This window comes from Pedobacter sp. WC2423, from assembly GCF_040822065.1.
Taxonomy (GTDB): Bacteria; Bacteroidota; Bacteroidia; order Sphingobacteriales; family Sphingobacteriaceae; genus Pedobacter.
In genome coordinates this window covers 1,844,782-1,858,865 of the sequence record NZ_CP162005.1, presented here as the reverse complement: position 1 = coordinate 1,858,865, position 14,084 = coordinate 1,844,782, and the positions used below count along the sequence as shown (strand labels likewise).

At 40.1% G+C, this 14,084-nt stretch carries 15 protein-coding genes; 10 read left to right on the top strand and 5 right to left on the bottom strand.

The window, feature by feature from the left end:
• The first annotated feature begins 197 nt into the window (after nt 1-197).
• Nucleotides 198-851, top strand: a complete 654-nt coding sequence (locus AB3G38_RS07325; RefSeq protein WP_367867841.1) for an MBL fold metallo-hydrolase — start codon at nt 198-200, stop codon at nt 849-851.
• Nucleotides 852-857: 6 nt separating this feature from the next.
• Nucleotides 858-1,586 (top strand): 4'-phosphopantetheinyl transferase superfamily protein, encoded by a 729-nt coding sequence (locus AB3G38_RS07320; protein ID WP_367867840.1) that lies wholly within the window; start codon nt 858-860, stop codon nt 1,584-1,586.
• Nucleotides 1,587-1,597: 11 nt separating this feature from the next.
• On the opposite strand, the gene AB3G38_RS07315 is transcribed toward AB3G38_RS07320, so the two are convergent.
• On the bottom strand, nt 1,598-1,813 hold the full coding sequence (locus AB3G38_RS07315; protein WP_367867839.1) for a hypothetical protein: 216 nt from the start codon (nt 1,811-1,813) through the stop codon (nt 1,598-1,600).
• 68 nt (nt 1,814-1,881) lie between these two features.
• On the bottom strand, nt 1,882-2,352 hold the full coding sequence (locus AB3G38_RS07310; RefSeq protein WP_367867838.1) for a hypothetical protein: 471 nt from the start codon (nt 2,350-2,352) through the stop codon (nt 1,882-1,884).
• Between the two features lie 99 nt (nt 2,353-2,451).
• Between AB3G38_RS07310 and AB3G38_RS07305 the strand changes: the two genes are divergently transcribed.
• Nucleotides 2,452-3,285 (top strand): DUF1080 domain-containing protein, encoded by an 834-nt coding sequence (locus AB3G38_RS07305; protein WP_367867837.1) that lies wholly within the window; start codon nt 2,452-2,454, stop codon nt 3,283-3,285.
• A gap of 4 nt (nt 3,286-3,289) precedes the next feature.
• On the opposite strand, the gene AB3G38_RS07300 is transcribed toward AB3G38_RS07305, so the two are convergent.
• Together AB3G38_RS07300 and AB3G38_RS07295 are read right to left on the bottom strand one after the other, a co-directional pair.
• Nucleotides 3,290-3,664: a DoxX family membrane protein gene (locus tag AB3G38_RS07300; protein WP_367867836.1), complete on the bottom strand. Its 375-nt coding sequence runs from the start codon at nt 3,662-3,664 to the stop codon at nt 3,290-3,292.
• Between the two features lie 78 nt (nt 3,665-3,742).
• Nucleotides 3,743-4,588 (bottom strand): AraC family transcriptional regulator, encoded by an 846-nt coding sequence (locus AB3G38_RS07295; protein WP_367867835.1) that lies wholly within the window; start codon nt 4,586-4,588, stop codon nt 3,743-3,745.
• Between the two features lie 222 nt (nt 4,589-4,810).
• On the opposite strand from AB3G38_RS07295, the gene AB3G38_RS07290 reads away from it, so the two are divergent.
• The 6 genes from AB3G38_RS07290 to AB3G38_RS07265 all read left to right on the top strand — a co-directional run bounded on the left by AB3G38_RS07290 (nt 4,811) and on the right by AB3G38_RS07265 (nt 11,711).
• Nucleotides 4,811-6,490 carry a GMC oxidoreductase gene (locus tag AB3G38_RS07290; RefSeq protein ID WP_367867834.1) on the top strand — a complete coding sequence of 560 codons (1,680 nt, stop codon included), beginning with the start codon at nt 4,811-4,813 and terminating at the stop codon, nt 6,488-6,490.
• A 4-nt stretch (nt 6,491-6,494) separates the two neighbouring features.
• The gene (locus AB3G38_RS07285) at nt 6,495-7,061 is read left to right on the top strand and encodes a gluconate 2-dehydrogenase subunit 3 family protein (RefSeq protein WP_367867833.1); all 567 of its coding nucleotides are present in this window, start codon (nt 6,495-6,497) and stop codon (nt 7,059-7,061) included.
• Nucleotides 7,062-7,064: 3 nt separating this feature from the next.
• A complete protein-coding gene (locus AB3G38_RS07280; protein ID WP_367867832.1) occupies nt 7,065-8,540 on the top strand; it encodes a xylulokinase in 1,476 nt (491 codons plus the stop codon).
• A gap of 22 nt (nt 8,541-8,562) precedes the next feature.
• The gene (gene xylA / locus AB3G38_RS07275; protein ID WP_367867831.1) at nt 8,563-9,894 is read left to right on the top strand and encodes a xylose isomerase; all 1,332 of its coding nucleotides are present in this window, start codon (nt 8,563-8,565) and stop codon (nt 9,892-9,894) included.
• Nucleotides 9,895-9,986: 92 nt separating this feature from the next.
• Nucleotides 9,987-10,751, top strand: coding sequence for an SDR family NAD(P)-dependent oxidoreductase (locus AB3G38_RS07270; RefSeq protein ID WP_367867830.1), 765 nt, complete (start codon nt 9,987-9,989; stop codon nt 10,749-10,751).
• A 51-nt stretch (nt 10,752-10,802) separates the two neighbouring features.
• On the top strand, nt 10,803-11,711 hold the full coding sequence (locus AB3G38_RS07265) for a helix-turn-helix domain-containing protein (RefSeq protein ID WP_367867829.1): 909 nt from the start codon (nt 10,803-10,805) through the stop codon (nt 11,709-11,711).
• 52 nt (nt 11,712-11,763) lie between these two features.
• Here AB3G38_RS07265 and AB3G38_RS07260 read toward each other — a convergent pair whose 3' ends face one another.
• Nucleotides 11,764-12,903, bottom strand: coding sequence for a DEAD/DEAH box helicase (locus tag AB3G38_RS07260; protein ID WP_367867828.1), 1,140 nt, complete (start codon nt 12,901-12,903; stop codon nt 11,764-11,766).
• A 131-nt stretch (nt 12,904-13,034) separates the two neighbouring features.
• Here AB3G38_RS07260 and AB3G38_RS07255 point away from each other — a divergent pair, with 131 nt between their 5' ends.
• A complete protein-coding gene (locus tag AB3G38_RS07255; RefSeq protein ID WP_367867827.1) occupies nt 13,035-14,006 on the top strand; it encodes a tol-pal system YbgF family protein in 972 nt (323 codons plus the stop codon).
• The last annotated feature ends 78 nt before the right edge of the window (nt 14,007-14,084 follow it).

Genomic DNA, 14,084 nt, shown 5'->3' with positions numbered 1-14,084 from the left:
AAACGGTTAGTTTTTTTGAAAATATGGGTCCTTTGTTTATATATTGGCATGGGACATTCGGGAATCAGCGCTGCTTTTGTTAAATACAATTTACAATCGGATACTGAAGCTCAAATATTTCAAATGATGAGTTTCTGTAAGGGAGAAATGAAACAATTGAAAAAGTTACAGGCTACTATCGGTTAAAAAAGGACAATATGGAAGTCAAACTTTTTCGGGTATCAAATGATCATATAAAAAATCAGTGTTATCTTATTTATAAAGGTAATTCTGGTATTCTGGTAGACCCTGCCTGGGACTACGATCTGATCAATGATTTTTTGCAGGATAATCAAATTATATTGAAAGGCGTTCTTTTAACACATGCGCATCATGACCATACAAATCTGGCCGCTGTTTTTGCAGAAAAACAGGAGGTGCCTGTTTATATGTCTGCGATTGAAATCCGGCAATATAATTTTACCTGTCCACAGCTGGTTGCAGTACAACATTTACAGGAGTTTTTGATTGCTGACTTTACCGTTACGGCTTTGCTGACTCCCGGTCATACAAAAGGCAGTGCCTGTTATCTGATCGGTGAACATTGCTTTACCGGGGATACTATTTTTATAGAGGGCGTAGGAATCAGCGATGAGTTAAACGTAAGTTCGTTGTTTGATTCTGTACAATTTATAAAACAATATTTGCCAGCACATACACTGATCTGGCCGGGACATTCTTTTGGACAAACTCCAGGTAAAGAACTCAGTTTTTTATTCCGGAATAATATTTACTTTCTGCTGAACCGGAGGCAGGCATTTACAGATTTCAGAATGCGGAAAAATCAACCTGATCCTTTTGCTTTTAAATAATTCCTGATGAGTAGTATTGTTGTTGAAAATCTTGTTTTGCAGCGGGCTGATGGTGTATTTCCTGCCGCCATTGCTATCGTAAACAAGACCTTGAATGAGTTAAAGAACATTCGTTATTCATTTTTGCATCCCAATGAATTGAATTTCTTTGAAACCCTGAAATTTGCCAGAGTTCAGCATAGTTATTTACTGGGAAGGTTTGCTGCTAAAAGAGCACTGTTCGCCTTTGTGGAAAATTTCGTGATGACAGAGGTGGAAATCGCCGCTGGAATATTTCAGCAGCCGATAGTGTATTTGCCGGGTAAAGGAAATATACAACTCAGTATCGGGCACACACAGGAAATGGGAATAGCTATAGTTTATCCGGAGAGTCATCCTATGGGGGTAGATGTAGAATTGGTAGATCAGGAGCAAAGTGAAACTATCAGGGATATTGTCGCTTTGGGAGAGCAGGAAAAACTGCAGCTGATCCACAGCGATTCTTGCAAAAGTCTGACGCTTTTATGGACAATCAAAGAAGCACTATCTAAAGTGCTGAAAACAGGTTTAATGACTCCTTTTGAGCTGTTTGAAATTGATAACGTACAGCATCAGGATGATATTGTGATTTGTCATTTTGTTAATTTCCCTCAGTATCAATCCTTATCCTGGTTGGCCGGTGGTTATGCATGGTCTATTGTGCTGCCCCGAAAAAGTATATTAGATTTGAAGGTGATCAGGAAGCTGTATTTATAAAACAGGCCGGATCAGGTATGCTGGATAAAAAAGTTCCCGATTTCAACCGGCCGCTGGTATTTTTTGACAAAGTTTCTAACGCTTGTTGGCAAATATAAGTAACCAATTCCATCCGTACCTAACAGGCCACTATGAATAGGGCTGATTTCGGAAATCAATTTATCTTCAAGCTGCAAAATAAATTCTGGCCCAAAGAACCCTCTGAATACAGCAGCAAAATTTGTCATGAGTTCAGGATCTATATTTATAGGTTCCTGCAGCCAGGCCGGAAATTGTGTCCCAAATTTTGAGGTGGTTAATTTCGAGCCTTCAAACCATTCCTGCCCTGCAGGAAAGTCCTCTTTTCTTCTTGCACCGAGAACCTGGTCAGGACTATTTTCTGCCCGGGAATTGGAATGGGTAAATCTGCGAGGTCTGCAGCCCGCCCTGTATCTTCATGTAAAATAACTTTTACTGTACCATTCTTCATTTGCTCTGCCTGTTTCGGGTCATTCACAGTGTACAAGCCAGGCATATTGCTTCCAACACCAAATTCCGGATGTATTTTGACCGATAAGAATATACTGATAGCATAGTTGCTGTCTTCCAGTAAATTATTAACTGCAAAACCGGCATCAAACAAATCTTTCTTCAACGACATTAACAGCAACATTGGTTTTTGGGTAACCGGACAAATAGGGTAAGCTGCAGTTTCAATGTGAGCTGCTCCGCCAATTCTGGAAGTATTTTCCTGTTGTGCTGAATTTATAGTGGTTATATGATACATAATTAGCTTAAACTGGCAGCAAAATAGTTATAATCTTTGTTTTATTGCCTGCTCTGTTTTAATTACCTACTTTTAAGACCTAACCATTTGCCCTGACTTATGAAATCAAAAATCAGCCTTTCACTTTTTCTTGCGCTTACTTTTTTATTTGTAAACCAATCTTCCGCTCAAAAAGGCTGGATTGATCTTTTTAACGGAAAAGATCTGAAAGACTGGAACATCAAAATTTCCAAACATAACTATAACGAGAATTATGCAAATACCTTTCGTGTAAAAGATGGCCTGATGAAGGTTAGTTATGACGGTTATGGAGATTTTGATCAGCAATATGGCCATATATTCTATAAAAAACCTTTCTCTTATTATCTGTTAAAGATCACCTATCGTTTTGTGGGTGAACAAGCTAAAGGAGGTGAGGGCTGGGCTTTTCGAAATAGTGGAGCTATGCTGCATGGGCAGGCGCCTGAAACTATGCTGAAGGATCAGGATTTTCCGATTTCTATAGAGGGGCAAATTCTGGGTGGTGATGGCACACACATTCGTCCTACCAGCAATGTCTGCACACCCGGTACGCAGATCGTGTATGAAGGCAAACTCTTTACACCACATTGTTTAGATTCTAAATCAAAAACTTATGCGGGTGATCAGTGGGTCACTGCCGAATTCCTGGTTTTAGGAGACTCCGTAATTAAGCATATTATTGATAAAGAAGTAGTGCTTGAATATACCAAACCTCAGATCGGTGGGGGTAATGTATCCAATTACGATCCTAAGATCAAAGTAGATGGCAAAGCGTTAACCAGTGGCTACATTTCTTTACAGAGCGAAAGTCATCCTATAGAATTTAAAAAGGTAAGGCTCTATAATCTGGAGCCTTACGCAAAAAATAAGTCCAAGTTGGCTCAGGTCATCGCAAAAGTTTTAAGCGAATAAGTGCTTAGGCATTGACCATCGGTTTGTATTTGTGCCAGTTAGCTCCGATTATCCACAGATTGATCAGGAAAAATGGTAATGCGATAAATAAACCAGCTGGTTCGAAAATAGCATTATGCACTATAATACCTACCATAACCGGTAAAATGACAATGGCGCCGAGCGCTCTGTATTTGGGCAGCATAAAAAGCACACCACCTATAATTTCAACAATCCCTGTTAAAGGCATCAGCCAGGAAATGCGAACAAAAGCTTCCATCAGTTTCATTTGCTCCGCGCTCATTTTTGGCATGGGCATATAGTTGAATAATTTGTTTAATCCGGCATTGATAAACATCAGACCGAACAGGATACAGAGTACAGTTTTTACAATTTTCATTTCAATTAGATTTTAGTGGGATTTAAATTACTGTTTTAAATTTGAAAATCAATAAGTTAGCCCCAAAAAAAAATGATCTTATTTGATGTGTTGCTTTCTGTATTTTGATGGAGATATGCTGGTAACCGCCTTAAACTGCTTGCTAAAATGTGCCCAGCTGTTATAACCACTATCGTAACATATTTCTAAAACAGGGCGGCTGGTTTCTCTCAATAATTTACAAGCATGTCCGATTCTGATCTCTTTAATGAAATCAAAATAACTTTTTTTAATATTCCGCTTAAAAAAACGGCAGAATGCCGGGATCGACATACTGGTAATTCCAGCTACTTCCTTTAAGGAAATCGGATCCAGAAAATGTTTAAAGGAATAGTCTATAATCGTTTCAATAACTGAATTTTCTTCACCACTGGTCATCGTATCAAAAGCAGTGGTCATAATCTTCTGCTGTGCTGAAGTACTGATCTTTTGCATACAATTGATCAGGAGCTGTATACGCTCAATCCCTGCGCTAAACTCCAGTTGTCTGATTAATATAGCAACCTCATTTGATAAGCTTTCCTGAAGCTGGATACCTGTGTTTTTATTGTCTAATAACCCGGCTATATTTTTCATCTCCGGTAAGGCCAGAAACCCTTCACCCCAGAAATCCCTCATAAAATGAATTACAATTGCACTCCCGGTAGTGGTATTCTGTGATTTTCTAAACCAGTGCGGCACGTTGGTATTGAGTAAAAAGATATCCCCTTGCTTATATTCTCCTATATAATCACCTATTAAAGCAGTACCATTTCCTTCAGTAATCAGAATTAATTCACATTCCAGGTGCTTATGCCAGGCCGTTTCAAAATCTGGTGTTTTGTAAGTCCGGCAAGCGAAAGAGTTATATTCTTCCACATGGATTTTCTGAATAAGTGTCTTCATAAAACTAGAAATATATGCGATTCAACTGCTATCTGAACATGAAATTACACTACTAAATCCAATAAGTGATCAGATAGCGTATTTTTTTTAATAAATAACAGTTGAACGGGGCTTGTGTTATTCTGTAGATTTAAAACTAACAAATTCTTTGACGCGGAGACAATTTTAACCTGAATAAAACCAAATATATTTTTATGAATGAAATTTCAATAAAAGCTGATTATGGAAGATAATACCTATGATGCGATTGTAGTCGGTTCCGGGATCAGTGGCGGCTGGGCTGCAAAAGAACTTTGTGAAAAAGGTTTAAAAGTTTTGATGTTAGAACGCGGCGGCCCTTATGACCATATTAAAGATTATAAGACGGCACAGAAAAATCCCTGGGAATTTGAACACCGTGGAGCTACGACAGCCGAACAGAAAAAGAATTATCCTGTTATTCATCGCGGATGGGCAGCTAACGAAGCAGTAATGGATGGCTGGGCAAATGAACAGGATTGTCCTTATACGGAAACCAAACCATTTACCTGGTGGCGCAGTTACCGGATGGGCGGCCGTTCTATTTTATGGGGCAGGCAATCTTATCGCTGGGGTCAGCTGGACTTTGAAGCCAATGAAAAAGATGGTATCGCTACTCCATGGCCGATTGGTTATGCAGATCTTGCGCCCTGGTATGACCACGTCGAGAAATTTGCAGGAATCAGCGGCTCTGTAGAAAATATTGCGCATTTACCAGACGGACACTTTTTGCCGCCTATGGAGTTGAATTGTGTGGAGAAGGATATGGCGCAGCGGATAAAAAAGGAGTACCATGAAAAGAGACATTTAATTATCGGGAGAGTGGCTAACCTGACCGCTGCAATTCCCGGAAGAACAAAATGTCAGTTTAGAAACCGTTGCTGGGAAGGATGTCCGTTTGGAGGCTACTTCAGTACACAATCCTCTACTTTGCCTGCGGCAATGAAAACCGGAAATCTTACCGTAAGACCTTATTCTTTAGTGAAACAGGTGCTCTATGACCAAAATTCAAAAAAGGCAACAGGAGTAGAGATCCTCGATACGGAGACTAATCAGACTTATGAATTTAAAAGCAAGATCGTTTTCCTTTGCGCTTCGACGCTGAATACTGCCTGGGTGTTATTTAACTCAGCAACCGATGTCTGGCCTGGTGGTTTAGGGAGCAGCAGCGGCGAATTAGGCCATAATGTAATGGATCATCATTATAATGTAGGGGCTTCAGGATCTGTGGAAGGTTTTGAAGATCAGTATGTATTTGGCAGAAGAGCCAATGGATTTTATATTCCGAGATTTGTGAATCTGGGAAGTGACAAGAGAGATTACCTGCGTGGTTTTGGCTATCAGGGAGGTGCCAGCAGAGAAGGATGGGGCAGAGAGATTGCTGAGCTCAATATTGGCGGAGATTTCAAGGATGCTTTAGCAGAACCTGGAAAATGGACTATCGGGGCAACCGGATTTGGAGAAATTCTGCCTTACCATGAGAATAAAGTTTCGCTGGATAAAAATAAGAAAGATAAGTGGGGCTTGCCAGTACTGGCTATGGATGCGGAACTGAAGGAGAATGAGCTGAAAATGCGCAAAGACATGAAGGAAGAAATGAGAGCAATGTTTGATGCCGCAGGAATAAAAAACATCAATACCTGGGACAACGGGCATACTGTAGGACATGGTATTCATGAAATGGGCACAGCAAGAATGGGAAAAGATCCAAAGACCTCTGTCCTGAATAAATGGAACCAGGTTTGGGATTGTATGAATGTATTTGTGACTGATGGCGCCTGTATGACCTCTTCAGCCTGCCAGAATCCTTCCTTAACTTATATGGCTTTAACGGCAAGAGCGGTAGATTATGCAGTGAGTGAATTAAAGAAAAATAACATTTAAGCGGATGGAAAGAAGAGAACTTTTAAAGATGATCGCACTGCTTACCGGTGGTGCTATTATTGGAGGTAACACTTTACTGACTGGCTGTAGTCCTGAAAAGGGAAAATTGCTCAATAAGTCGGTTTTTAGTCAGCAGGATCAGGATTTTCTGGACGAAGTTGCTGAGACCATATTACCGGCTACAAAGACTCCCGGAGCTAAAGCAGCTAAAGTGGGTGCTTTGATGACAGTGATGGTGAATGATTGTTATGAAGAAAAAGATCAGAAAGTATTCAAAGAGGGAATTGATAAACTCAATGCAGCCTGTGAAAAGATGCATGGTTGTGAATTTATGAAGGCAAGCAAAGCGCAAAAAACAGCATTGCTGGTTGCCCTGGATCAGGAAGCTAAAACATATCAGGCCAAAAGGGGTGACTTGCCTGCGCACTATTTTACCATGATGAAGCAATTAACACTTCTAGGTTACTTTTCTTCAGAACCTGGTTGTACCAAGGCCATGCGTTATATCGCTGTACCCGGCCATTACGAAGGATCAGTTCCTTATAAAAAAGGCGATAAAGCCTGGGCTTAACATATGTATTTATTAGGAATCGACATCGGTACATCTTCCATCAAAGTTTCTGTGGTGGATGTACAAACCAGGAAAAGAATTGCCACAGCGCAGTATCCTGATCAGGAAGCAGCCATTAAATCCCTCCATCCGGGCTGGGCAGAACAGTCCCCTGAAGATTGGTGGGAAAATGCAATTCATGCTATACACAGGTTAAATGCAGGCGGGAGCTTTGATCCAAAGGAGATCAAAGCTATTGGAATTGCTTATCAAATGCATGGACTGGTCATTGTAGATCAGGACCAGAACGTATTGCGGGATAGTATAATCTGGTGTGACAGCCGGGCGGTTGAGCTGGGCGAAAAAGCTTTTGCAGCAATCGGGCAGGACAATTGTTTACATCAGCTGCTTAATTCTCCTGGAAATTTTACAGCTTCAAAACTGGCCTGGGTTAAGCATAATGAGCCTGAAGTGTATAAAAATATAGCTAAAGCAATGCTTCCGGGTGATTTTATTGCGATGAAACTGACGGGCAGTATTACGACCAGTATTTCAGCACTTTCTGAGGGGATATTCTGGGATTTCCGCAAGGATGAATTATCAGAAGATATCATGAAATATTATGATTTTGATGCGGATCTGATCCCTGCTATTCAACCCCTGTTTTCTGTACATGGACTGTTAAAAGCAGACATTGCAGCACAATTGGGCTTACAGGAAGGAATTCCTGTCGCCTATAAATCAGGTGACCAGCCTAACAATGCATTGTCTTTAAATGTACTAAAGCCGGGTGAGGTTGCAGCAACTGCTGGCACATCTGGTGTGATTTATGGCGTTAGTGATGCCTTAATCTATGATCCTGAATCCAGGGTAAATACGTTCGCCCATGTGAATTACAGCACTACGCAAAAATATACGGGTGTATTGCTATGTATCAATGGAACGGGAAGCATGTACCGGTGGGCAAAACATAATTTTGCACCAAATCTGTCTTATGATGCGCTGAACAAGCTCGCGGCAACTGCGCCTGTTGGCAGCAGAGGTTTAAAAGTTCTGCCTTTTGGCAATGGTGCAGAGCGTATACTGAACAATAAATATACAGGTGCACAATTGCTGGGCATTGACCTTAATGTGCATGGTCAGCCCGAAATCTTCAGAGCGGTACAAGAGGGAATAGCCTTTGCATTTCGTTATGGGCTGGATATTATGCGTGAAAGCGGTATGCAGCCAACGGTGATCAGAGCGGGAATGGCCAATCTGTTTCTAAGTGAAGTTTTTGCACAAACCTTCGTAGATGTGACCGGGGTTCCGATAGCATTATACGAAAATGATGGTAGTGTGGGTGCTGCGATAGGTGCTGGTATTGGTTCTGGAATTTTTGAAAATGCTGAAGACGCGTTCATCCACCATGAACCGGTCAGCTATCTGGAACCGAAAAATACAGCAGCCTATGAGCCGCTGTATATCGAATGGAAAAATCTTTTAAATAAAGCTTTATAAAGCTAAATAAATAATAAAAAATATGACAAAAATAGTAATTGGAGAAAAAGAGTTTTTTAAAGGAATAACACAAATTCAATTTGAAGGTTTAGAAAGTGATAATCCACTGGCTTTCAGATGGTATGATCCAAATAAAGTCGTAGCTGGTAAAACTATGAATGAACATTTTAAGTTTGCTTGTGCTTACTGGCATTCATTTAATGGAAATGGCAGTGATCCTTTTGGTGGGGCTACGCATGTTTTTCCATGGGATGAAAAGAAAGATGCGGTAGAGCGGGCAAAAGATAAAATGGATGCTGCTTTTGAATTCATTACCAAAATGCAATTGCCTTATTACTGTTTCCACGATGTGGATATAGTGGATTATGGAGATGATATTGCTGAAAATGAACGCAGGCTGCAAGCCCTGGTGGAATATGCAAAAGAAAAACAAGCCAGCAGCGGAGTTAAATTACTTTGGGGAACAGCCAACTTGTTTAGCCATAAACGTTATATGAATGGTGCATCTACCAATCCGGATTTTCATGTACTGGCACATGGAGCTGCGCAGGTAAAGGCTGCTTTAGATGCAACAATCGCACTTGGCGGAGAGAACTATGTTTTCTGGGGTGGCAGAGAAGGTTACATGAGTTTATTGAATACCAATATGAAGCGCGAGCAGGAGCATCTGGCTAAATTTCTGCATACGGCTAAAGATTATGCGAGAAGCCAGGGCTTTACAGGAACATTTTTTATTGAACCTAAACCTTGTGAACCTTCTAAACATCAATATGATTATGACACCGCTACAGTAAAGAGCTTTTTACAGGAGTATGATTTGCTGGCTGATTTTAAAATGAACATTGAAGTCAACCATGCCACTTTAGCAGGCCATACTTTCCAGCATGAATTGCAGGTTGCAGCGGATAGTGGTTTGCTGGGCTCTATAGATGCCAATCGTGGCGATTATCAAAATGGATGGGATACAGATCAATTTCCAAATGATATTAACGAACTGACTGAAGCCATGCTGATTATTTTAGAAAGTGGCGGGTTAAAAGGCGGAGGAGTAAATTTTGATGCCAAGATCCGCAGAAACTCAACTGATCCTGCTGATTTGTTTTATGCCCACGTTGGTGGTATGGATATCTTTGCAAGAGCTTTGATCACTGCCGATGCGATACTTCAAAAATCAGATTATAAAAAGATAAGGACTGATCGCTATGCTTCTTTTGATAGTGGTAAAGGTGCCGAATTTGAACAGGGTAAATTAAGTTTAGAAGATTTAAGGAACTATGCGGTACAAAACGGAGAACCTGAAGTCCGTAGCGGAAAACAGGAATATCTGGAAAATCTGATTAACAGATATATCTAGATGATTTGAAATTCGCAAATATCCGATTGAAATCTTCAAACAAGACGTTACTCAGCAACAGATCTTTGTCTTATCAAAATAAAGACAAGATTATGGAGAACAAAAGTAAAATAGCATTAGTCACTGGCGGTAGCCGCGGACTAGGTAAAAATATGGCACTTAAACTTGCAGAGAAAGGTATTGATGTCATTATTACTTATCTGAGTAAAGAAGAAGAAGCAAATCAGGTGGTTGCACAAATTAAAGAAGCGGGGCAAAAGGCAATAGCTCTTCGGCTGGACACAGGTGAGCCGAAGAGCTTTGACCCGTTTTTTGAACAATTACAAGGAGTGCTTAAGGATACTTTCCAAACAGACAAATTTGATTTTTTAATCAATAACGCCGGGGTGGGGCACAACACTTTAATTAAGGATATGAGTGAGGAAGTATTTGATCAACTGATGAATGTACATTTAAAAGGGGTTTACTTTCTGACACAAAAAGCACTGGGGCTGTTGAATGATCAGGGTGGGATTGTCAATGTTTCCACTGGTCTTACCCGGATGAGTATGCTGGGGTATTCCGCTTATGCGTCGATGAAAGGGGCAATTGAGGTTTTCACGAGGTATCTTGCCGCAGAACTGGGTACCAGAGGTATCAATGCGAATTCAATAGCACCAGGAGCTATAGAAACTGATTTTGGAGGCGGGGCTGTGCGTGACAATGAGCAGATTAATCAGCATATTAGTGGAATTACTGCACTTGGACGTGTTGGACTTCCGGAAGATATTGGTGGTATTGTTGCTTTCTTATGCACTCCGGATGCCAAATGGATCACTGCACAACGTATTGAAGCTTCAGGAGGAATGAGTCTCTAATTTATCCGTTAATTTTAAATAGGTTGTTATATTTGATTATTGCAAAAATATATGCCTCAGGAAACATCCTTAGAAGAATTTTATCAAAAAGTTACGGCCACTCTTCCTGTAGATATCAACAGGGAGATTGGCCATTTCAATGTTTTTGAAATTGAGACGCTATTTGATCAGAAAACCGGTACCCGGATTATGCCCTATAGTAGAAGGGCTTATTATAAGATTAGTTTGATCAGGGGTAAAAACAGGGCAGAATATGCCGATAAAGTAATTGAAATCCCTGAAAGCGCCCTGCTTTTTGCGACACCAAAAATTCCTTATAACTGGGTAGCGCATGATGATGATCAGACCGGGCTTTTCTGCATTTTTACGGCAGAATTCCTGGCTAAAAATAAAGTTGGGGTAGCCCTGGATGACTTGCCTATCTTTCAGCCAGGTCAATTGCCCATCTTTCAGCTTTCAGCAGAAGAAAGTGCTGAGCTTGAAATCATTTTCAGGAAAATGCACCGGGAAATGGACTCCAGCTATCTTTATAAATATGACCTGATCCGTAATTTCGTGATGGAAGTGATCCACTACGGGCAAAAACTGCAGCCTATATTTCCATTTCATACCGTACAAAATGCTGCGGAGAGAATCACTTCATTATTTGTAGAGCTATTGGAAAGGCAGTTTCCAATTGAAACTTCAGGGCAAAGATTAATGCTGCGTACAGCTAAGGACTATGCAGACCGGCTTGCTGTACATGTAAATCACCTGAATAAAGTATTGAAGGAAAGCTCTGGCCAAACCACGACCAGAATCATTACCATGCGTATAATTCAGGAAGCAAAAATACTATTGAAGCAAACAGACTGGAGTATTTCGGACATCAGTTATAGCCTTGGATTTGATGACCTGGCCCACTTTTCAAACTTTTTCAAAAAGCATACTGCTATGACGCCGATTGCCTTTCGCTCGTAATTCCAATTGCTTATTGTTCCTGATAAAAATGAGATTTTTAAAGATTTTTCTCTTATATTCCTGTTTGCAAAATCCCGCTGTCTATTAATTCTACCTTTTTACCCATCTTCTTCTGAATGATTTCAAAATGATGTAATTCATTCTGGCTGACCAATGAAATTGCATCTCCTGGTTTATCTGCACGGCCAGTTCTTCCGATACGGTGAACATAATCTTTTGGGGAACGCGGTAATTCATAATTGATCACAAAAGGAAGAAAATTAATATCAATTCCTCTGGCCATTAAATCTGTGGCCACTAATACCTTAAGTTTCCCTGATTTGAAATGTGTTAAAGCATCAGTTCTTGCACCCTGGCTTTTCTTACTATGAATAGCTTTTGCATCTATATTATTTTTACGAAGCTTGTTGACAATAGCATCAGCCTGTTTAACCGAAGAAGCAAAAACCAGTACTTGTTTCATTTCATGGTGATTAATCAGGTAACGTAAAAACGGCCCTTTCTTTTCATCCGAAACGATGTAAGCTACCTGGTTGATCAGATCGAGTGATTCCTCTTCTTCCGCTATTTTGATCACTACAGGATCATGCAATAAAATTTGATGAATATGTTGAAGATCAGCATTCAATGTAGCTGATAATAGTATATTTTGACGCTTTTCAGGTAATAGCGCAATGATTTTGTTCACTTCTTCTTTAAATCCAAGGTTTAGCATTTTATCTGCTTCATCCAGGACCAATGTTTCAATACTGGATAAATGTACTGCCTTTGAATCTACTAATTCCAGTAACCTGCCTGGTGTGGCAACCAGCACATTTACACCCTGCATAGCCATCATCTGAGGATTGATGGACACACCACCGTATACCGCCAGCGTTTTAACAGGCTCAGGAATTGCTTTGCTGAAAGTATGGAAAACCTCTTTAACCTGTTCAGCAAGTTCGCGTGCCGGGACCAGGACCAGTATATTTGCATGGCGGTTTTTTACACCCAATGTTTGCTGTAAGTTCATTAAAAGAGGCAAAACGTAACTTGCAGTTTTGCCAGAACCTGTTTTAGCAATGGCTAAGACGTCTTTTTTATGGAGTATAGCTGGTATAGCTGCTTGTTGAATAGGGGTGGGTTCTGTGAATTTCTGATCTATCAGCGCTATTAATAAAGCAGGCGATAAACCCAGGGATTTAAAAGGCATATTACTTAATTTTTCGTGTAAAAGTAAACAAAAATCGGTGGTAGCGGCTGGAGAAAGAAGATAGAGTTTTGATCATCATTAGGGAAAAGAAAAAATATGAGCTATTTTAATAGAAATTTTAGTGTTTAAATATGAAAGACGAGATACGTATGGCAGTTTCCCTGCCACAGGAATTGGAAAATGAGGTTTTTGAATTAAGCGATCTGGCTTGTGAATTACTGGAGGAAGGTAAAGTAGAAGAAGCATTAGAAAAAATAAAGCTTGCCTGGGAGAAAGTACCGGGGACCAAGTTCAATACTTCTGTTTCACATCTGGTCTTATGTACTTTAATTCCTGTTTTGAATACAGCAGGTCAATATAATGAGGCATTAAACCTGGCTAAAGAATGGATAGCAGATCTGGAAACCTCTGGTTATAAAATCTATCATACCATGCCTTATATTTTACAAGGAGAAACCTTGTTATTTCTTAAAGATGCAGATGCGGCAAAAGAAGCTTTTTATCAGGCAGTAAAGTATGGCGCTAAAAAAAGAGATTTTAGTGATCAGCCAGCTTTTTATCTGGAGGTAGCTCAAAAGAAGCTGAATGATAATCAGGAGATTATGACACGCTTTGAGGAGGAAGTTTTATCCCGGTCTGTTACCATACTAAGATCTGAAATCGTGGAGCTTTCAGCAGAGGTCAGCGCACCTATTGAAGAATTAAGTGAACAGGGAAACGACTTATTTGAAGAAGAAAAATATCTGGAATGTATTCAGGTCTGGAATGAGGCTTTGTCTTTAATTCCTGAACCCCAGAATTCCTATAGTGAAGCATTCTGGCTGGAAGCTTCCATTGGAGATTGCTATTTTATGCGGAATGATTTTGAACAATCCCTTTTACATTTTTTAAATGCAAAAGGGAATATCGGGACCAATGCCTACGAAAATCCATTTGTGATGCTGCGTTTAGGGGAGTTGTTTTTAGAACGGGATCATTTCAATGATGCCAAAGAATTCCTGCTACGGGCTTATATGCTGGAAGGAGAGGAAATATTTGAGACAGAAAATGAGAAGTATTTCGTGTTTTTAAAACAAAATATTGAACTCACGAAGCCCGGTTAAGCAGGCTGAATTTAGCTGACCGATATTTCAACTATTTTTAAACACGAAAGACTTATAATTTTGGGGTTTTTCACAAGT